The sequence below is a fragment of the Pseudomonas sp. Pseusp97 genome, from assembly GCF_047304025.1.
Taxonomy (GTDB): Bacteria; Pseudomonadota; Gammaproteobacteria; order Pseudomonadales; family Pseudomonadaceae; genus Pseudomonas.
In genome coordinates this window covers 1-19378 of sequence record NZ_JBGLYK010000062.1, presented here as the reverse complement: position 1 = coordinate 19378, position 19378 = coordinate 1, and the positions used below count along the sequence as shown (strand labels likewise).

Below are 19378 nucleotides of genomic sequence, written 5' to 3'. Positions count from 1 at the left end.
ACGGTCGCCTCACTCTGCCTTGGGAGCCGCGGCGCCGAAGCTGCCGGCCGGCGCGGGGCCGGTTACCTTCAGCGGAGCGCCGGGCATGAGCTTTGCTGCCCCGTCGACCACCACCTGCTCACCGCCCTTGAGGCCGCTTTCGACGCGCCAGAAATCACCGGACGGATCGGCCATCTGTACCGGTCGCTCCTCGGCCTTGTCGCCGTTGACCACGTAGACGAAGTCACCCTTGGGGCCGTGCATGACGGCACGCTGCGGCAACTGGATGGCATTGGCATAGTTCGCGCCCTTCAGGGTGATGCGCACGAACTGACCAGGGCGCAGGTCGCCCTGGGCATTGGCGAAATCGGCGCGCACCAGGAAGGTGCCGGTCTGCTGGCTGAAAGTCGATGAGGTGAAGGTCACCATTCCGCTGGCGGGGTAGCGGGAACCGTCGGCCATCAGCAACTCGGCCTCAAGATGTCCGTCGGCGGGAAGGATCAGCCTGCCGCTGTCGCGCAGGTTGCGGATCGCCAGGAACTGCTCTTCGCTCACGCTCATGACCACCCGCATCGGATTCAGCGTGGAGACGGTGGTGAGCAGGCTGTTGCTGGCGTTGACGTAGGTCCCGTCATTGACATGGGCATAGTCGCTGATGCCGTCGACCGGCGAGCGAACGTAGGTGTAGGAGAGGTTCAGCTCCTGGCTTTTCACTGCCGCCAGTGCCGCCTGCATCGAGGCCTCGGCGGCCTTCGCGGAGCCGATGGCATCGTCGCGATCCTTCGGGCTCAGCGCCTTTTCCGCCGCCAGCGGCAGTACGCGATCCAGGTTGGCCTTGGCGCGGTCATAGCGGGCCTTCTGCGCGGCGAACTCCGCCCTTGCCGAATCGAGCCGGGCCTGGAACGGCGCATGGTCGATCTCGAACAGCAGGTCCCCGGCCTTCACCACGGCGCCTTCGGTGTAGTTGCGCCTGAGCAGGAATCCATCCACCCGCGCATGGATATCCACCGCCTGGGGACTTTGCGTCTGGCCGACGAAAGTGAGGCTGGCGGGCAGGCTTTCCGCCCTGGTGGTCACTGTGGTGACATCGACCGGCACAGCGCCGGCGGGCGCTTTTGCTTGCGGACCACAGCCCGCCACGCAGAGGACGGCGAATAGCGCTGCGCAACGGCAGCCGAGAACAGTCAAACGCATGGTGGATTCCGTGGGTCGTGGCCAAGGTGCGGGAGGGCGAAAAAGCGGGGTTCCCGGAGGCGGGAATCCCGCGCTGGCATCAGTGGGTGGACCTGGTCGCCGACTGGGAAACCGGGTGAGCGGTGACGATCCGCAGCGTGTCCTCATAGGTCACGTTGAGCATCTGCCCGACCTTCAGCTCGCCCATCCGGCTGCGCAGTTTCGGATCGTCGACGGAGGTGACCTTGGTGGCCCCGTTCGGGCCTTCGAAGGTGATTTCATGCTTCTTCAGGTTCACGCCGACAATCTTCAGCTGCACACGCGCCATGCGGAACGCGTCGCCGCCCGGATGGGGGTTGCTCGGCGTCGCCAGGGCCAGGCCATCGGACTCGATACCGCCCGGCGCCTGGGTCTCGACCTTGGTGTCGAGGTCGAAGGCAACGGAGTGAATGACCAGCGCAGCGATGTAGTCACCCGCCTTCAGGTGCTCCAGATCCTGGGCGGCATCGGTGACCTGCACGGTCAGCGGTTTGCCGGCAGCGTCCTCGACCACGATGCGACGGTCCTTGGCATCGACCGAAACGACCCTGGTCACGACCTCGTCAGCCTCGACGGCGCCGCCCAGCGGGATATCGGCGGCCAATGCGGGTGCCGCGGCCGCCAGGGCCAGCGCGGCGATCAATGGCAGTGTCTTGAGTACTTGCATGGGGAACCCTCCTTGGGCTCGGCTTCTTCTGAAAGGAACAGGCGGGGCAGCCGTATTACTGGGCGAGGCGCGCGGTATCGCTGACCGCGGTGCAGCTGTCAGGCGTCAGGCAGATGGCGATGTACACCGCCTGCCGGCCACAGCCGCGGGCGCCGATGGTGTATTCGGTGCGGTTGTTGGCGTAGGCGAACTGGGTGACCTTGCTCGACAGCACCGCCGCGGTGGCTTGCGGGCAGTCGAGTTCGAAACGTGCGCGGGACAGGGCGGTGTCGACCGCCGCGCTCTGGTTCTGCGCGATGAATTGCTGGTCGGTCATGCAGCCACTCAGTGCCGCTGCGAAAGCGAACAGGGAGGCCAGGGAACAGCGCGTCTTCATCCCTTCCACGCGCGAGCAACGCGATGGCAGGCGACTCAAAGGGGTGGCGGCAACGAAGGGAGGAAGGTGCATGGCGACTCCTTGCAGAAGCGTGGTTGCCTGGGGTCTTCGTGCGGTTGTGCAACCGGGCGAGGACCGCCATCCGCGGCAGGAGTCGCTACCTTAATCGTCCTCCGGAGCGCTGAAACCGGGGTGAAAACGGATACGGATGGTCTCCCTGTCAGTTGCGCCAAATTCCTACAGGGCCAACACAGATATCCGAAGGACCTGCCTGCAGAATCCTGTCCTTGAGCCTGCAGACGAACGAGCGCAGCGGTTTCCCGGTGCGCGCGTTGATTCGAGGCGAGGGAGCAGTCAGGCCAGTCGCGGGACCTTTTCCGCCGCCTCGCCAGGCATCGGGGCCGAATCGGCGCGACAGGCGTTGGTCAGCGTCAGGTCCTTGGTTTCCGGCGCCCAGGCGATGGAGATGAACGCGCCCAGCAGCAGGATGCCGGCGAGGATCGCCATGGTCGGGTTGAGGCCGATGCCTGCCACGCTGACCGGCAGCAGGAAGGTGCTCAGCGCCGAACCCAGGCGGCTGGCCGCCGTGGCCAGGCCGATACCGCCGGCGCGGACTTCGGTGGGGAAGCTTTCTGCCGGGTAGACACCGACCAGGTTGCTCACCGCCGACAGCACCAGGGTGAACAGGCCGAAGGTGGCGACCATCAGCCAGGCCATGCTGCCTGGCAGCAGCACCAGCAGGAACAGCGAGGCGGCGAGGATCAGGAAGGAGTTGATGAGGAAACCGCGGCGGGTGAACCTGACGGTGCACCAGATGCCCAGCAGGGCGCCGACCACCAGCAGCGCGTTGAGCATCATCTCGGTGCCGAAGCCTTCGGAAAGCCCCATCTTCTGCAGGATCGACGGCAGGAAGGTGTAGATGGCGAAGTACGGCATGACGATGCAGATGAAGAACAGGCAGTTGAACGCCGTACGCTTGCGGTACTCGCGGCTGAACAACGCGCTGTAGCCGGCATGCTTGCGGGTGATGACTTCCTCGTCGATTTCCACGTTGGCGCCCAGGTACTTGTGCACGATGGCGCGCGCTTCCTCGACGCGGCCCTGGTGGATCAGCCAGCGCGGCGACTCGGGCGTGCCAATGCGGGCGATCAGGATCATTGCCGCCGGGATCGCCGAGGAAGCCAGCATCCAGCGCCAGGCATCATCACCCAGCGGCAGCAGCGCGGTGCCGACGAAGGTGGCGGCGACGTAGCCGAAGGTCCAGATCACGCTGAACGAGCCCAGCAGCACGCCGCGGTGCTTGCGGGGGGCGAACTCGGCAAGCATGGCGTGGCCGACGCTGAAATCGCCGCCCAGGCCGATGCCGATCAGCACCCGGCAAAGGAAGAGCTGCATCGCGGTTTCGACGTAGAACTGCATCACCGAAGCGGCGGTGATCAGCACGAAGCTGATGAGGAAGATTTTCTGCCGCCCGAGGTGGTCGGAAATCCAGCCGAAGAACAGGCTGCCGAAGAACAGCCCGAGCAGCGCGGAGCTGCCGATCAGGCCCTGCCAGAATGGCGTCAGCGCCATCTGCGGGTTGATCAGGGTGAAGGCGATGCCGATGAGGCCGAGGATGTAGCCATCGGTGAAGTGGGCGCCGAAGGTGAGGCCGGCGATCTTGATATGGAACCTGCCGATGGGCAGGTCGTCGATTTTGACTGGTTGACCCGACATGATCGTCTCCGAATTTTTGTTATAGGAAACACAGCGCGGTTGAGCCGCCGCGCCCCGGACGGCGCGGCGGACGAGGCAGAAACCGGCTGCTCGTCAGGCGGACAGGCCGCCCATGAGCAGGTACTTGATCTCCACGTAGTCCTCGATGCCGTACTTCGAACCTTCGCGGCCCAGGCCCGACTCCTTGATGCCGCCAAAGGGCGCCACCTCAGTGGAGATGATTCCTTCGTTGATGCCGACCATGCCGGCTTCCAGCCCTTCGGCCATACGCCAGACACGGCCGATGTCGCGGCTGTAGAAATAGGCGGAGAGCCCGTAGGGCGTGTCGTTCGCCAGATTCAGGACTTCAGACTCGTCGCGGAATCTGAAACAGGCCGCAACAGGACCGAAGGTTTCCTCACTGGCGATCAGCATGTTCGGACTCGCTTCGGCCAGCACGGTGGGCTCGTAGAAGGTGCCGCCCAGTGCATGGCGACGGCCTCCGCAGAGCAGCTTCGCGCCCTTCTCCAGCGCATCGCCGACGTGCTGCTCGACCTTGGCCAGGGCCGCCTGGTTGATCAGCGGGCCTTGCTCGGTCTCGCCTTCCAGAGCATTGCCCACGCGCATGGCGCGCACGGCTTCGCTGAGGCGGGAAACGAAGGCGTCGTACACCCCGTCCTGGATGTAGAAGCGGTTCACGCACACGCAGGTCTGCCCGGTGTTGCGGAATTTCGAGGCCATGGCGCCGCGCACGGCAGCCTCGATATCGGCGTCATCGAAGACGATGAAGGGCGCGTTGCCGCCCAGCTCCAGCGAGACCTTCTTCAGCGTCTCCGCCGCCTGGCGCATCAGCAGCTTGCCGGTGCGGGTCGAGCCGGTGAAGGAGAGCTTGCGCACCACGCCCGATGCCTGCAGCGCCCCGCCAATGGCCGGGGCGTCGCCGGAGACGATGTTGAACACGCCCGGCGCAATGCCCGCCTCTTCGGCGAGCACCGCGAGGGCGAAGGCCGACAGTGGGGTTTCTTCCGAAGGCTTGAGGATCATGGTGCAGCCGGCGGCCAACGCCGGACCGACCTTGCGGGTGACCATCGCCAGCGGGAAGTTCCACGGGGTGATCGCCGCGACCACACCGATGGCCTGCTTGATCACCACGATGCGCGCATCGCCCTTGTGCGAGGGAATCACGTCGCCATACACGCGCTTGGCTTCCTCGGCGAACCACTCGAGGAAGCTCGCGGCGTAGACGACCTCCCCTTTTGCCTCCGCCAGCGGCTTGCCCTGCTCGGTGCTGAGCAGGCGCGCCAGGTCGTCCTGGCGCTGCAGCATCAGCTCGCCCCAGCGGCGAATACGCGCGCTGCGCTCCTTGGCGGTGAGCGCGCGCCAGCCCGGCAACGCGCGCTCGGCGGCATCGATGGCTGCGTTGGTTTCCTCGGCACCGCCTCGTGCTACGTCGGCGATCAGCGCACCGGTGGCAGGGTTTCGCACCGGGTAGGTTGCGCCGCCGTTGACCCATTGGCCGTCGATGTAATGACCAGTTTTCAGCAGCGTGCTCATGCCACCGCCTCCGTCAGCGAGAAGGCTTCCTGCATGGGCCGGGCAACGCGCAGGATGCGCTTGCCGGCGGTGTAGTCGTTGATCACGTCGCAAGGTGTGTAGTTGCGCTCAAGCTCGTAGAGCTCGTCGCCGTCCAGGCGCGTCTCCAGCGCGGCGAGTGCGCTGTCGAACTGCGCGGTGGTGTCGGCGCCGACCAGCATGCAATCCACGCCCGGATGCTGCAGGACCCAGGCCTGGGCAATCTGTGCGTTGGACACACCGCGGCGCTCGGCCACGCGCTGCACGGAGCGGGCGATCTCGAACGAGGTCTCGTCGGCGTACATCTGCTGGGTAAAGAAGTCGGTCTGGTTGCGCGTGGAGCTCGCATCCCCGGTCAGCAGGCCGCGCGCCAGCGGGCTGAACACCGAGACACCGAGGCCCTGGTCGCGGCAGAACGGGATCATCTCGCGCTCTTCCTCGCGGTAGGCGCAGTTGAGCTGCAGCTGCATGTTGATCGGTTTGACCCAGCCGTTGCGCTCGCAGGCCATGAGGATCTTCGCCAACTGGCCGGTGAGCATGGTGGACACGCCGATGTAGCGGGCCTTGCCGGCGCGAACGATGTCGTTCAGCGCGCCCATCACTTCTTCCACCGGGGTATTCACGTCGTAGAAGTGCAGCATGTAGATGTCGACGTAATCCATGCCCATGCGCTTCAGCGAGGCGTCGATGGCGTCCATGATGTGCTTGCGCGAATGGCCGCTGGCGTTGATGCCGGGGCGGGTGCCGTAGCCGACCTTGGTGGTGATCACCACGTCTTCGCGGCGCACCAGGCACTTGAGGATGCGGCAGACCACCTCCTCACCGACGCCGGCGGAGTAGAAGTCGGCGAGATCGATGAAGTTCACGCCAGCGTCCAGCGCGTGCTTCACGATCGGCTCGCTCTTGCCCTCATCGAAGATCCACGGCTTCCAGTCCGGGGTGCCCATGTTCATGGTGCCCAGGCACAGCTTGGAAACCTGCAGCCCGGAATTGCCGAGACGGATGTATTGCATGCTGCGGACCTCAGGCGTTGGGGGTGTAGAACGGGTTGGCGATGGCGTTGACCACGTCGGCCAGCTGCGCGCGCTCGGGCTTGCAGCTCAGCGCCGCGCGGATCGCGGTGCGGCAGGCGTTGTAGTTGTTCAGGTAGACGGCATCCAGGTCGTCGCAGCCCGGGTTGACCCAGTTGGCGGTGACGATGGCCCATTCGTCCTCGGCTTCGGGCGGCAGAGTGCCATCCAGCAGCGCCTCGGTGACGGCCTTGGCGATGCCGGCCTGGGACGCGCCCCAGGTGGCGTTGGCGTGCAGGTCGCCGTTGATTTCGGCCTTGTTCACGTAAAGGGTCATCGGCTTGACCGGGATATTCGGCTGGGCGATCACCATGAACGGGCAATGCCCCTGGCTGGGCGAGGCCAGGCTGCTGGAGAAGGCCTGGCCGGCCGGGCCGCTGCGCGGGCCGAGCAGGATATTGATGTGCGCGGCGTTGACGCCGGGGCCTTCGAAACCTTCGCCGATGTACAGGTCGAGCTTTTTCATGGGGTACCTCATGGAACCGTGGGGTGCAGGAAAGCCCGGGCCTCTGTGCGAGGCTCGTGGCAAAACCGGCGGAAAGTGCCGGGAAAGTCGGTGTGGGGTCAGGAATCGACAGGCGAGTCGGACGGGTGCGCGAAAGCACCGGACAGGCCGGAACGCGGAGGACGGATCGAGGGCGGGGAAAGCAGGCAGGTGATCATGTCGCGTCGCTCTTTGTTGTTGTCGATGAGCTGGTGCGACGATTTTTAGCACCGGGCCCGAGCGGCCCGGTAACCACAAAAACTCAAGGAGTTATGACTTGCGCTCATAACCCCGAGGGGACGGTGGAACTTACAGGCCGATACGCTCGAAGAAGCCCGGGCCTTCCACTTCCTTGCCACTGGCGGCGATGCGCACCGGCTCCTGGACCTGCCGCGTGGCGGGGATTTCCCGCGAGCCCAGCTCCTTGCCCACCAGTTGCAGCGGGCCGGCGCCCTGCCCGGCGGTGTGCTCGTACTTGGGCGGGGTATGGGTCTCGTCGTAGCGCAGGTAGTAGACCTCGCCGGCGCGAGCTTCCAGGGTGAAGCCGGCGATCAGGGTGAAGTCCAGGCTGCCGCCGGCGAAGAAGGTCCAGAAGCTGCCCAGCAGCGGACGACGCATCTGCAGCGGATAACTGCCGGGAGCGAAGCTCAGGGCGAAGTAGCCATTGCTCGGCAGGCTGCCGATCAACTCGTTGTTGATGAACAGGCCGGGCGCTTCCAGCTCCTCATCGGACCACTGGTTCTGCGGCCGGTAGATGTACACCGTGGCCTGTTGCGCATCCGCCGGCAGTGCGCCGAACGGCGGCCCGTCCACCGCGCCGAAGAACGCGCCGGGCGTGCTGCAGCCGGCCAGCATCAGGAGAAAGGCGCACAGGGCCAGTCGGAGCATGGAAAGTCCCTCTTATGGTTATCCCCGGAGCATAACCAGCGCGTCGCGCCTTGCCACCCGTCGAAAGTCCGGGTCTACGGCGTCACAGTTGCGGCTTCCCTGGTTCCGCTCATCCCTTCCGGTTTGACACTGTTACGCGGTACGCGAAGTATTACTCGGTATTACCTTTTGATAAGGGGTTTGAACATGGCCACTTCGGTCAAGCTCGACGAGGAAATGCTCGCCCGCATCCGCGAGCTGGCGGAGCTGCGCCAGCGCTCGCCGCACTGGATCATTCGCGAAGCCATCGGCCAGTACGTGGTGCGCGAAGAGCAGCGGGAAAAGCTGAAGAAGGACACCGAGCAGGCGTGGGAGGAGTTCCAGGCGACCGGCCGACACGTCACTGCCGAAACGGTGGAGAACTGGCTGAACAGCTGGGGCGCCGAGGATGAACAAGACGCTCCGACATGCGAGTGATCTACGCGCCCGCGGCGCTGCGTGACCTCGAACGCCTGCGCCGTTTCCTGCGCGAAACCAACCCTACCGCCGCACGCCGGGCCGGCCGGGTGATCATCGAAGCCACCCAGGCCCTCGGGGCGTATCCGCAGATGGGCCGGCTGATCGATGACCTGCCGGTGGTTTATCGCGAGTGGCCCATCGATTTCGGTGACAGCGGTTACCTCGCCCGCTACCGCATCGACGGTGACACCCTGGTGATCCTCGCCTTCCGTCACCAGCGCGAAGCCGGTTACTGAGCGGCAGTCAGCTCAGCTCCTTGAGCCAGAACATCATCGACTTGGCGGTATCCCGTTGCTCGCCGACATCGCGCCAGTGGTGTTCGGTCTGCAGCGATGGCTGCGGGGTGAAGCCTCGCTGCAGCCAGAAGGCGTCCGGCGACCGGTAACCGGCAGGTCGTGCGCCCTGCTCCGGTGGCCGCCGCAGGGCGCAGAAGGTGCACCAGTCGAAACGCTTCAAACCACGGGCAAAGCGCTCGCGCTCCTCGAAAAAGCGCAGGTCCAGTTCGGCGCTGCGATAGGGCGGAAGCACCACCGACTCACCGAAGTAGAAGATGCGCTCCGGGTTCCATCCCTGCTCGAGGAAGGGCCGCTGGAACGCCTCGGCTTCGTCCTGCAGCGGTAGTGCAGTCGCCGCGCCCACCACTCGCCCTTGGTCGAGCACCAGCACGCACAGGCTCCAGGCCGAGCGCACGTGGGCGTCGAGGTATCCGGCTTCGTATTCCGGGCTGCCGTCGAAGAGATAGGGATATTCGCGAAAGACGCTGATGCGCAGGCGCGCCAGGTCATCGATGAAGGGGCGGATGGCTTCGCCGCTGAGCAGGCGGATGTCCTGGGGCATGGTGGTCGTCGTCCGCGAAAGGCCGCAGCGGCAGCGCTGCTGAAAACCTAGCACGGACAGCGCAGGTCGGCAGAGCTGGCGGGCCCCGGCATGGCATCCGGTTCGCGAGCAAGCTCGCTCCTACAGGATAGGATCAGACCGTAGGGCGCATAACCCGGAACGGGTTATGCGCCCTACGATCTACAGGCCCAGGCCGTGCTCTTCGTAGGAGCGAGCTTGCTCGCGAACGGCCCGAACCCGTGACTACGACTCGGTAATCACCCGTCGTCCTGCCCCAGGCGGCGCCGGCAACAGATGCCGGACCAGCCATTTGCGCACCGGCACCACGCAGCGCTCCTGCACCAGCACGCAGCTGGTGACCATGAACAGCAGGAACAGCGGGTAAAGCCACAGCGACAGCTGCTGATGGGTAGCTGACTCGACACAGAAGGCCCAGTCGGCCAGGCAATCCCCCGGTGCACGGATCAGTTTCTCGGTGCGCGAAAACAGCGTGAACAGCGGCACGTGCAGGGCGAAAAGCGACAGCGACGCCGCCCCCAGGCGCGGCGACCAGTGGCGGATGAGACTGCTCTTCGGATCGCGCGGCAAGGCGCTCAGGTACACCAGCACGAGTTGCGCCGGCAGCAGCAGGCCGTTGTGCAGCAGGAAGTACCAGAACTTCGCGCCGTGGGTGTAGAGGTAATCGGCGACGAGGAAGTTCGCCAGCACGAAAGCCCCCATTGCCGCCAGCATCCCGCGCCCCGGCAGTCGGCCGGCATCCTTGTACTCGCGGAACAGACCGTAGGCGAGGATGCCGCTGAGGAATTCCGGCAGGCGCAGCAGCGGGTTGCGATGCAGCAGACCGGTCCAGGGCATGCCGTACTGCTCGCTGGCAACCACCAGGATCGGCGGAATCAGGTAGAGCAGCCACAGCACCAGCAGCCAGCGCCACTTGTTCCGCAGGCGCGCCAGGCGCGGCGCGACGAAGGGGAAGCAGAGATAGAAGAAGAACAGCGTCGACAGCGACCAGAGCGGCGCGTTGAAGGTCAGGTAGTAGGGATTCCAGGCCTGCAGCATGGTGAGCTGGAGGATGCTGTTGAACAGCAGCTCGCGGTCGCTCATCCAGTGGTGGAACAGCTCCGGCTGCAACCGGCCGATGGCCTCGTTGGTGTCGTAGATGACGAAGCGCGGCGTGGCCTGGTCGAGGTCCGGGCCGATCCCCAGCCCGCTCACCACCAGCAGCACGCCGATGGTCAGCAGGATCGAGAAGATGTGCAGCGGGTAGAGGTTGGAAAGGCGCTTGGTGAAGAAGCTGCGCGGGCTCTCGCGCAGTTGCCCGTCGGTGACATAGACGTGGCAGAGCAGGAAACCGGAGAGCACGAAGAAGGTGCTGGTGGCGAAGAAGCCCAGCGCGGTGAGGTCATCCAGGCCGGCGAACTTCTGCTGCGCCGGGTAGCTGTGCAGGGTGTGGTAGATCACCACGTAAAGGCCCATCAGGAAGCGCAGCCACTCCAGCCCGATGAAACGCTCCTTCTTCTGCAACCCGTCCACGCTTCTCTCCTCTCGACTAGACGAACGGCGGCTGGACGCACAACGACATCATCGGCGGCGGTCGAGGAAGTTCACCACCAGTCGGTCCAGCGAGCCCCACAGGCGCTCGCGCAGGCGTTTCCACCAGGGGCGCGCACGCCAGAAAGCCAGGTCGATCTCGCGGCTCTGCGCGAAGTCGGCGGCCAGGCAGTCGGCCACCGCCACGGTGAAGGCCGGATCGAACGCTTCTACATTGGCCTCCAGATTGAACCGAAGGTTCCAATGATCGAAGTTGCACGAGCCAACGCTGACCCAGTCATCGACCAGTACCATCTTCAGATGAAGGAAACGCGGCTGGTATTCGAAGATCTTCACCCCGGCGCGCAACAGGCTCGGGTAATAGCGCTGCCCCGCGTAGCGCACGGGCGCGTGGTCGGTGAGACGCCCGGTGAGCAGCAGGCGCACATCGACGCCGCGCAGGGCCGCCTTGCGCAGCGCGCGGCGGACTTTCCAGGTCGGCAGGAAGTAAGGGGTCGCCAGCCACACGCGCTGGTGTGCCCCACGCAGCGAACGCACCAACGCCTGGAGGATGTCGCGGTGCTGGCCGGCGTCGGCATAGGCCACCCGCGCCATGCCTTCGCCGTAGTCCGGGAGCGGCGGCAGGCGGGTCAGCAGGACTTCCTCGCGCGGCTTCCAGGCGCGCACGCCAAGGCACGCGTTCCATTGCCGCTCGAACAGGCGCTGCCAGTCGGCGACGATGTGGCCGGTCATTTCCACCATCACTTCGTGCCAGTCGCTGCGGTTTTCCCGCGCCGACCAGAACTCGTCGGTGGCGCCGGTGCCGCCGACATAGGCGATGCGCTCGTCCACCAGCAGCAACTTGCGGTGGTCGCGGTACAGGTTGCGAATGCCGGCCTTCCAGTTCAGCGGGTTGTAATAGCGCAGCTCGCCACCGACTTCCAGGAACTGGCGCGGCCAGGCGCTGGACAGCTTCAGGCTGCCGAAGGCGTCGAACAGGCAGCGCACCTTCACGCCGCGCGCCAGCGCCGCCAACAAACGGTCCAGCAAGGCCTCGGCGCAGCTGCCGCTTTCCACCAGGTAAAGCTCCAGCTCGATCTGCCGCTCGGCGCTGTCGATGGCTTCGAACATGCGCGGGAAGAAGCGCTCGCCGTCGCAGAGCAGGGCGAAACGGTTGCCCGTCCGCCAGGGGAAGATCGGGCCGCTCACCGCGAGGCGAAGATCAGCACGGCGCCCACCGGCACCGACAGGCCGATGCTCTTGAGCCCGGCCAGTTTGCGCAGCTGCGCCACGCCCGGCGCGAGGCCGAAGTCAGCGGCGTTGATCACCAGCGGCGAGAGGGTCACCACCTGGAAGCGATGCTCGTCCAGGCGGGTGATCAGTACATCGGTGCGGTAGTCCTTCGCCTGGCCGTTCAGATCCAGGCGCAGCGGCAGGCGCGTCTCCAGCTGCACGCCGCTGGCGAGGTCGGTGATGGGGCGCAGGTCGATGCGCGAGGTGATGCGCGCCTCGGGGAACTTCTCGGTGTCGAACAGCTTGTCGCGCAGGCGCTCATCGCGCAGCGGGATACCGGTGCTGATCGAATCCATCTCGATGCGAAGCTCCACCTGCCCCTGCTCCTCCACCTTGCCGTGCATCACCAGGAAGCGGTTCACCTCGGCGATGTCGGCGTTCTTGGTGGTAACGAAGGTCAGCCGCGAGGACTCGTAGTCGAGGTACCAGGCGGCCTGGGCGGAAGCGGCGAAGCAGGCCGCGAAGAGGAAGGCGAACAGCGAGCGCATGAAATCCCTTACATGGAAAACGGACAGATCAACGGCCAACGATAGCGGCCCGCCGTCGGCTTGCAAACCGGCCGAGCGGCGAGCCCATTGGGCAGGCAAGAGCGCCAATGGTTCAGTCGGCCAACAGAGCGGGAATCCCGTCCACCAGCGCATCGATGGCGCAGCGAATCTTCGATGGCATGTAGCGGGTCTTCGGCCACACCGCGTGGATCTCCAGCGGCGGCAACCTGCAGCGTCCCTTCACCACCACCAGCTCGCCGCGCTTCACGTGCCGGGCCAGCAGCCAGGTCGGCAGGCGCGCCAGGCCGAAGCCGGCCACGGCGGCAGCGGTGATCGCCTGCAGGTCGTCCATGCTCAGCTGCGGGTCCATCTCGATGCGTCTGGCGTAGCCGTCGTCGTCGCGCATGTCCCAGGGCGAAGTGACGCCCGCGACGGAGTAGCTGATGGAGGCGTGGCCGACCAGTTCGTCGAGGTGGTCCGGCATGCCGTGCTCGGCGATGTACGACGGCGCCGCGCCGATGCCGGTGTACTGCACGCCTAGCTTGCGGGCAGCAAGTGTTGCGCTGTCGCTCAGCGGGCCGATCCGCACGGCCAGGTCGATGCCCTCCTCCACCAGGTCGACGCGGCGGTCGGTGAAGGACATGTCGATCTTCAGCGACGGATATTGCCGCGCCAGCGCCAGCATCAGCGGCGCCACGCAGAGGTGGCCGAAGGAGATCGGCACGCTGACCCGCAGACGCCCACGCGGCTCCCTGCGCCCGCCCTCCAGCGCCGTGTGCGCGGCGTCCAGCTCGGCCAGCGCGCGCACGCAGCTGTCGTAGAACACCTGGCCGTCGTCGGTGAGGTTCTGGCTGCGCGTGGTGCGTTGCAGCAGGCGCACGCCCAGGCGCGCCTCCAGCCGGGCGATGGCCTTGCCCACCGCCGAACGCGTGAGGTTCAGGCGTTCCGCCGCGACGGCGAAGCTGCCGGCATCGACCACCTGGACGAAAGTGGCGATGCCATCGAGTCGGTCGTCCATCGCCCCGCTCCTTTGAATCCTGATGAGCGCCAATGATGGGACCAAATGGAGCCAATGGGGAACCCTGTTCTTTTCGACAATGGTGGCTCACCACACGGAGCCCACTGCCATGACTGCCCTTCACAACCCCAGAAACCTCATCGCCCTGGCGGCGGTGTGCCTGTCCTCGATGATGTTCGGCCTGGAAATCTCCAGCGTGCCGGCCAGCCTGCCGGCCCTGGAGCGTGTGCTGCACGGCGACTTCCAGGACCTGCAATGGGTGATGAACGCCTACACCATCGCCGTCACCAGCGTGCTGATGGCCGCCGGCACCCTGGCCGACCGCTTCGGCCGCAAGCGCCTGTTCGTCATCAGCCTGGCGCTCTTCGGTGTCACCTCGCTGCTCTGCGGCCTGGCGGGCGATATGCCGACCATGATCGCCGGGCGCTTCCTGCAGGGCGCCGCCGGCGGGGTCATGCTGATCTGCCAGGTGGCGGTGCTCACCAGCCAGTTCAGCGACCCGGCCGAGCGCGTGCGTGCCTTCGCCGCCTGGGGCGTGGTGTTCGGCATCGGCCTCGGCTTCGGGCCGATCGTCGGCAGTGCCATCGTCGCGCTAGCCAGCTGGCAGTGGGTGTTCCTGGTCCACGGGCCGCTTGCCCTGCTCACGCTGTCGCTGGCGGTGCTCGGCACGGTTTACTACATCACCCAGGGCGCCGACATGGGTTTCTCCAGCCCGGCCGCGCTGGCGATCCTGCTGCTCAGCCTTGCCTGCCTGATTGCTTTCGTCCTCATCGAGCGCCGCGTCGCCCACCCGATGTTCGACTTCTCGGTGCTGCGCATCCGCGCCTTCTCCGGCGCGATGTTCGCCTCGGCGGGGATGAACGTGAGCTTCTGGCCGCTGATGATCTACCTGCCGGTCTACTACCACGGCGTGCTCGGCTACGACGACGTGAAGGCCGGCTGGTCGCTGCTCGCGTACACCCTGCCAACACTGGTGGTGCCGCCGATTGCCGAGCGCCTGGCGCACCGCTTCCAGCCCGGCTGGGTGATCCCCGGCGGCATGTTCGTGATCGGCGCCGGCTTCTTCCTGATGCTCTGGGGCAGCAGCCTGGACCATGCCAGCTGGCTGACCCTGCTGCCGGGCTGCGTGTTGGCCGGGATCGGTCTGGGGCTGACCAACACCACGGTGACCAACACCTCCACCGCCGCCGTGCCCGCCGCCCGCGCTGGCATGGCCTCGGGCATCGACATGAGCGCGCGGATGATCTCCCTGGCGATCAACATCGCGGTGATGGGGCTGATCCTGCTTTCCGGCGTCGCGGCAGCTCTGAACGGCGTAGAGGGTGGCGAGAAGCTGCAACTGGCGGCCAGCATCGCCAGCGGCCGACTGGGTACGGACGATCCGGACGGTGCCCGCGCGGCACTGGTGCAGGGGTTCGGTTGGGTGCTTGGCTACGGCGGGGCCAGCGCCTGGCTGTTCGCATTGGGCAGCTTCCTTACCTTCGGCGCACATCGGGCGGCGCGACCTAGACTGGAGGCTGTTCGATCCTGAATCAAAGGAGCCACGCCATGAAGACCATCCTGCTGCTCACCTTCGTGCTCATCGGCGCTTCCAGTTGCAGCGTGGGCTCGGGGTTTCGCTTCCAGACCGATGTGCCGGCGATTGCGGCGCGGGCGTAAAGCCGTCCGTTTTCGCAGTGGACAGCGTGTCGTGCGGTTCGCGAGCAAGCTCGCTCCTACGAAGAGCCCCACGGCTCTGGCTCTGGCTCTGGCTATTTGAAGGCTTCCAGAGAAGTATCCGCGCACTCCGAACGGCCCCGTTCAGGAGGCCTCGTTGAAGCGGAGTTTCAGGGGTTGAGCGGCATGGATGCCGCGAGAGCTGCGATGGGCCAGGGACGGCCCTTCGCAGCGTGCCCCTGAAACTTCGCTTCAACGAGGGAATTTTTCGCCTAAGCGAAAAACCGGATGTCCGGGGCAAGCCCTTTGGTTACTTTCTGGCGTTTGAGAAAGTAACTCGCCCGAGGGGGCGAAACACAGAGTCCGCGCGCACGCCGAAGCGGCGCAGGAACACCCCAACCGAAGCAGCAGGCCCGCAGCATCGGAGCCGAAGCACGCGTCGACCCTGTCGACGGATAGCGGGCATGGCCCGCTCCTTCAGGTCCATGGCGCGAGTATCACGGCGCCTGCTTGATCACCTGACTGAACCCCAGCACCGCAAACACCGGCACCTCGGGGGTGATGGAGGGAACGTTGGCAACTTCCTTGAGCGGCTCCAGCTTCTCTTCCAGGTCGAAGTCGATCAGCTTGAGCACCAGCGGCTCCAGGGTCGTCACTTCGATGCGGCTCTCGCTGGGGCGGCTGACCAGCACCTCTGACTTGAGCCGGCGCTGCTGGCCGTGCAGGTCGAGGTTGAAGTCCACGGTTTCCTGGCGCGACTGGCCGACCTGCAGGTCCTCGTATCGGCTCAGGTCGAGCTGGCTGCTGATGATCGCCTCGGGAAAGCGCTCGATCTCGAAGAAGGAGTTGCGCATGCGCTCGTCGCGCAGCGCCAGGCCGCTGTCGATGGACTCCAGCGGCACTACCACGCGCACCGCGCCCTTGTCGTCGATCTGCCCAGAGAGGCGGTCGAAGCGCTGCACTTCCGCCATCTTGCCGCGCTTGACCGAGACGAAGCTGATCCGCGAGGTATCGCCGTCCAGTTGCCATTCTGCTAATGCAAAGGGGCTTACCAGCACCAGCAGTGCACACAAAAAGTAACGCATTGATCCTCCGAAGCGGGTCGCCCCGCTCCGTGGAACGCGCCCGTCAGTGGCTGCCCGATTCGGGCAATTCATCCGCCTGGGGCATCAGTTGGCATCCCTCGCGCGCACCGAGCCAGGCGGCTGTCTGCGTACTGCCAAGGCCGCGGGCGGTCACCCGCTTGCGCGCTTCGTCGTCGAGGAAGGCGCTGGTCGGCACGTACTGCTTGGTATAGGCCCGGCAATAGTCCGCCGAGTTCCCCATGACGTAGCGGCAGGAGCAGTACTCCTTGGCGGTATAGGCGCCGATGATGCCGGGGAAGGCGGCGAGGTGGACGCGGTTCTGCCATGCAGTGGTCACGACGGCGAGCAGCAGCAGGACCAGGGCGGTGAGGATCGGATGGCGGCGGATCATGGCTGCACCTCCCCGTGGGCGAAGGCCGCCTGGGCAAGCTTGAGGAAGGTGTCGTGCTGGTAGCTGCCGTCGCGGTCGTCGGCGTAGCGGACGATGACCAGCTTCTGTTCGGGAATCACGTACAGCGCCTGCCCCCAATGGCCGAGCGCGGCGAAGGTGTCCTCGGGCGCATCCGGCCAGGGCGCGGGCGCGCCGGCCACCGGGCGGTTGAGCCACCACTGGCCGCCGGGCACCGCCTCGTTGGGCTTCTTGGGATCGGGCCGGTACTCGGGGAACGGCGCGAGGACGAACTTCAGCCAGTCCTGCGGCAGCAGCTGGCGATCCTTCCAACGCCCGTCACGCTCCATCAGCAGGCCGATGCGGGCGAGGTCGCGCGCGGTCATGTAGGCGTAGGAGGAACCGACGAAGGTGCCGCTGGCGTCACGCTCCCAGACGGCGGACTGGATGCCCAGCGGCTCGAACAGCGCGGTCCAGGGGTAGTTCGCGTAGTCCTGGCCGACCATCTGCTTGAGCGTGGCGGAGAGCACGTTGCTGTCGCCGCTGGAGTAGCGAAAGCGCTTGCCCGGTTCGGCGTCGGCTGGGAAGCCGGCGGTGAATTTCGCCATGTCGTCGCGGCCGCGGGTGTAGAGCATCGCCACCACCGAGGAGCGTACCGGCGCGTATTCGTACTCTTCCTGCCAGGCCAGGCCTGAGGCCCAGTGCAGCAGGTCGCGCATCCTGATGTCGGGGTGCTCGGCGAACGCCGGGTAATGCTTGGCGACCGGGTCGTCGAGCTGGAACTTGCCCTCGCCGAAGGCCACGCCGAGGACGCTGGCCATCACACTCTTGCTCATCGACCAGGCGAGGTGCGGCGTCTGCGCGCTGGTCGGTCCGGCGTAGCGCTCGTAGATCAGCTGGCCATCGCGGATGACCACCACGGCGTCGGTGCGCACGCCCTTGCGGGTGTCGTCGTCGCGGGTGGGGAAGGTGTAGTTCTCGAATTCCTGCACGGCAACGCCGCTGGGCGTTGCGCCGTGGGGCCAGTCGGCCTCGGGCCAGGTTTCGGCGCCGTGGGCGTGGCTGCTCAGCAGGCAGGTGGCCAACGCCAGCGCGCGCAGCGCTGGGCGGAAGGGGGCAATGGGCATCGGCGGGCCTCTTGTTATCAGGTCGGCCCGCACCCTAGCACGGTGAAGATGACGGATTAAGCGCCGATCGTGCCGTAATCAAGGACGATTGGCGCAATCGGTCAGCGCCGAGCCTGTTAACAAGAGCGTGTCAGCACGAGCCTTTCAGCGCGGAATCTGGTAGTCGTCCGGCCCCATGAGGTCCATGCCGCACTGGAGGTCGGCGATCCAGTCGAGGAAGGCGGTGACCATCGGTTTGCCCACGAACGGCCGGCCGTGCTGCGGGACGATCATCTCGATGTCCAGGCCGAGGACCATGTTGGCCCACAGCCGGCCGACCTTGTTCGAGGCCATGTAGCGGCGGTGGAAGCCTTCCATGTGCGGCACGTGGGCGGCGAAGTCCTGCACCGGACTGGCGTCGTCCACCAGGGAGGCGCCCATGTCGCCGGAGAAGAGGATCTTGCTGATCGGGTCATAGACCTGGAAGTTGCCCACCGAGTGGAGGAAGTGCGCGGGGATCATCTTCAGCTGGCAGCGGCCCAGTTGCACCGACTCGCCGCGGTCCGGCAGCGGGATCACGCGGTCATAGGTGGAGATGCCGTGGCTGACCGCCAGGTAGCTGGCCGTGAGGTGCGGCAGGAAGCGCGCCCAGAGCCTGGAGCAGATGACCTTGGCGCGGGTGTGCAGCAACCATTTATCCAGCGCGGCAATGATGTCCGGGTCCTGGTGCGAGGCGAAGATGTAGTCCAGGTCCTGCAGCGGGAACAGCTTGGAGAGTTCCAGCGAAAGCGGGGTGTAAGTCAGGTCGCCGCCCGGATCGAGCAGCAGGCGCTTGTCGTGGTCGACGATGAGGAATTGGTTGGATTGCACACCGTCGCCGCTGACCAGATCGTCGAAACACAGGCATTGGTGTTTACCGTCGTCGAACAGCACGATGGGTTCGCGTCGCATGAGGGGATTTCCTGAAGCAGTGGGAGGGAAAACAGTGGGTAGCCCTGCGGAAATTTCTTGGTATCTCAGAAACCTCTGTAAGGCTAACGTCCCCTCCCCCCGCCCTCACTGACGTGGGTCAAGGCCCATTGCCACCCTCGCTTTCTCCAGGCGTTTGGCTCGCGCGGAGCCGGCAATGGCGAGTACGCCCCTGTCCCGCTTCCACACCGCCGCCAGCTCCGCATTGCCGGAGGCGAATGCGGCATCCAATGACACGGCAAGGCTTTCGAACTGGCTGAATACACCGGCCAGCAGCAGATGGGTTTCCGGTTGCGAGGCGGGCTGCCGGCTGACTTCGGCGCAACCGGCGAGCACGCCGGTGAGGCGCAGCCCCAGCTCCGCCGGCCACTGGTATTCCACGGCCAGGCCATAAAGCCAGGCGCAGATCGCCGCCAGCACGTGGGTATCTTCCAGGGTGCGGAAAGGTTTGCTGTAGGCCTCCCAGCCATCGCCGGGCAGGCGCTCGCAATGGGCGCCATCGAGCAGCAGGCGGGCGTGGGGGATGTCGGGCATCAGCGGCAGGGCCGGCAGCGCTTCCAGCTTCGCGCC

20 protein-coding genes and 1 pseudogene are annotated in these 19378 nt (G+C 65.9%); 3 read left to right on the top strand and 18 right to left on the bottom strand.

All coding sequences use genetic code 11. The features are described from left to right. Window positions 1-9: 9 nt before the first annotated feature. The 8 genes from ACCC94_RS13125 to ACCC94_RS13090 form a co-directional block, all read right to left on the bottom strand. Complete coding sequence (locus ACCC94_RS13125; RefSeq protein WP_413349884.1) at window positions 10-1173, bottom strand: efflux RND transporter periplasmic adaptor subunit; 1164 nt, start codon at window positions 1171-1173, stop codon at window positions 10-12. Window positions 1174-1252: 79 nt separating this feature from the next. Next, the gene (locus ACCC94_RS13120; protein WP_413349883.1) at window positions 1253-1858 is read right to left on the bottom strand and encodes a hypothetical protein; all 606 of its coding nucleotides are present in this window, start codon (window positions 1856-1858) and stop codon (window positions 1253-1255) included. A gap of 55 nt (window positions 1859-1913) precedes the next feature. Beyond that, window positions 1914-2174: a hypothetical protein gene (locus ACCC94_RS13115; RefSeq protein WP_413349882.1), complete on the bottom strand. Its 261-nt coding sequence runs from the start codon at window positions 2172-2174 to the stop codon at window positions 1914-1916. 414 nt (window positions 2175-2588) lie between these two features. Then, window positions 2589-3950, bottom strand: coding sequence for an MFS transporter (locus tag ACCC94_RS13110; RefSeq protein ID WP_413349881.1), 1362 nt, complete (start codon window positions 3948-3950; stop codon window positions 2589-2591). A gap of 93 nt (window positions 3951-4043) precedes the next feature. Continuing rightward, entirely contained in the window at window positions 4044-5483 is a 1440-nt protein-coding gene (locus tag ACCC94_RS13105; RefSeq protein WP_413349880.1) for an NAD-dependent succinate-semialdehyde dehydrogenase, read from the bottom strand. Further along, window positions 5480-6514: an aldo/keto reductase gene (locus tag ACCC94_RS13100; RefSeq protein WP_413349879.1), complete on the bottom strand. Its 1035-nt coding sequence runs from the start codon at window positions 6512-6514 to the stop codon at window positions 5480-5482. Before ACCC94_RS13100 ends, ACCC94_RS13105 begins: the two co-directional genes overlap by 4 nt. Window positions 6515-6524: 10 nt before the next feature. Then, window positions 6525-7037, bottom strand: coding sequence for a formaldehyde-activating enzyme (gene fae, locus ACCC94_RS13095; protein ID WP_413349878.1), 513 nt, complete (start codon window positions 7035-7037; stop codon window positions 6525-6527). 327 nt (window positions 7038-7364) lie between these two features. Further along, window positions 7365-7943, bottom strand: coding sequence for a DUF2846 domain-containing protein (locus ACCC94_RS13090; RefSeq protein WP_413349877.1), 579 nt, complete (start codon window positions 7941-7943; stop codon window positions 7365-7367). A gap of 186 nt (window positions 7944-8129) precedes the next feature. On the opposite strand from ACCC94_RS13090, the gene ACCC94_RS13085 reads away from it, so the two are divergent. Together ACCC94_RS13085 and ACCC94_RS13080 are read left to right on the top strand one after the other, a co-directional pair. After that, window positions 8130-8399 (top strand): CopG family ribbon-helix-helix protein, encoded by a 270-nt coding sequence (locus ACCC94_RS13085; RefSeq protein WP_413349876.1) that lies wholly within the window; start codon window positions 8130-8132, stop codon window positions 8397-8399. After that, window positions 8390-8677: a type II toxin-antitoxin system RelE/ParE family toxin gene (locus ACCC94_RS13080; protein ID WP_413349875.1), complete on the top strand. Its 288-nt coding sequence runs from the start codon at window positions 8390-8392 to the stop codon at window positions 8675-8677. The genes ACCC94_RS13085 and ACCC94_RS13080 overlap by 10 nt, the downstream gene beginning before the upstream one ends. 7 nt (window positions 8678-8684) lie before the next feature. On the opposite strand, the gene ACCC94_RS13075 is transcribed toward ACCC94_RS13080, so the two are convergent. From ACCC94_RS13075 to ACCC94_RS13055, 5 genes are all read right to left on the bottom strand, one after another. Beyond that, on the bottom strand, window positions 8685-9278 hold the full coding sequence (locus ACCC94_RS13075) for a GNAT family acetyltransferase (protein ID WP_413349874.1): 594 nt from the start codon (window positions 9276-9278) through the stop codon (window positions 8685-8687). A gap of 243 nt (window positions 9279-9521) precedes the next feature. Then, window positions 9522-10808 carry an acyltransferase family protein gene (locus ACCC94_RS13070; protein WP_413349873.1) on the bottom strand — a complete coding sequence of 429 codons (1287 nt, stop codon included), beginning with the start codon at window positions 10806-10808 and terminating at the stop codon, window positions 9522-9524. 48 nt (window positions 10809-10856) lie between these two features. Further along, window positions 10857-12014 (bottom strand): phospholipase D-like domain-containing protein, encoded by a 1158-nt coding sequence (locus tag ACCC94_RS13065; RefSeq protein WP_413349872.1) that lies wholly within the window; start codon window positions 12012-12014, stop codon window positions 10857-10859. Next, window positions 12011-12586, bottom strand: coding sequence for a YceI family protein (locus ACCC94_RS13060; RefSeq protein WP_413349871.1), 576 nt, complete (start codon window positions 12584-12586; stop codon window positions 12011-12013). The genes ACCC94_RS13065 and ACCC94_RS13060 overlap by 4 nt, the downstream gene beginning before the upstream one ends. Before the next feature lie 112 nt (window positions 12587-12698). Then, on the bottom strand, window positions 12699-13604 hold the full coding sequence (locus ACCC94_RS13055; protein ID WP_413349870.1) for a LysR family transcriptional regulator: 906 nt from the start codon (window positions 13602-13604) through the stop codon (window positions 12699-12701). Between the two features lie 109 nt (window positions 13605-13713). On the opposite strand from ACCC94_RS13055, the gene ACCC94_RS13050 reads away from it, so the two are divergent. Then, window positions 13714-15135, top strand: a complete 1422-nt coding sequence (locus tag ACCC94_RS13050) for an MFS transporter (RefSeq protein WP_413349869.1) — start codon at window positions 13714-13716, stop codon at window positions 15133-15135. A 622-nt stretch (window positions 15136-15757) separates the two neighbouring features. On the opposite strand, the gene ACCC94_RS13045 is transcribed toward ACCC94_RS13050, so the two are convergent. From ACCC94_RS13045 to ACCC94_RS13025, 5 genes and pseudogenes are all read right to left on the bottom strand, one after another. After that, window positions 15758-16345 carry a YceI family protein gene (locus ACCC94_RS13045; protein WP_413349868.1) on the bottom strand — a complete coding sequence of 196 codons (588 nt, stop codon included), beginning with the start codon at window positions 16343-16345 and terminating at the stop codon, window positions 15758-15760. Between the two features lie 43 nt (window positions 16346-16388). Then, window positions 16389-16736, bottom strand: coding sequence for an amidase (locus tag ACCC94_RS13040; protein ID WP_413349867.1), 348 nt, complete (start codon window positions 16734-16736; stop codon window positions 16389-16391). Beyond that, on the bottom strand, window positions 16733-17860 hold the full coding sequence (locus ACCC94_RS13035) for a serine hydrolase domain-containing protein (RefSeq protein WP_413349866.1): 1128 nt from the start codon (window positions 17858-17860) through the stop codon (window positions 16733-16735). Before ACCC94_RS13035 ends, ACCC94_RS13040 begins: the two co-directional genes overlap by 4 nt. Before the next feature lie 144 nt (window positions 17861-18004). After that, entirely contained in the window at window positions 18005-18790 is a 786-nt protein-coding gene (locus ACCC94_RS13030; RefSeq protein WP_413349865.1) for an MBL fold metallo-hydrolase, read from the bottom strand. A 105-nt stretch (window positions 18791-18895) separates the two neighbouring features. Further along, window positions 18896-19378: pseudogene (locus ACCC94_RS13025) on the bottom strand (acyl-CoA dehydrogenase); the annotation flags it as partial.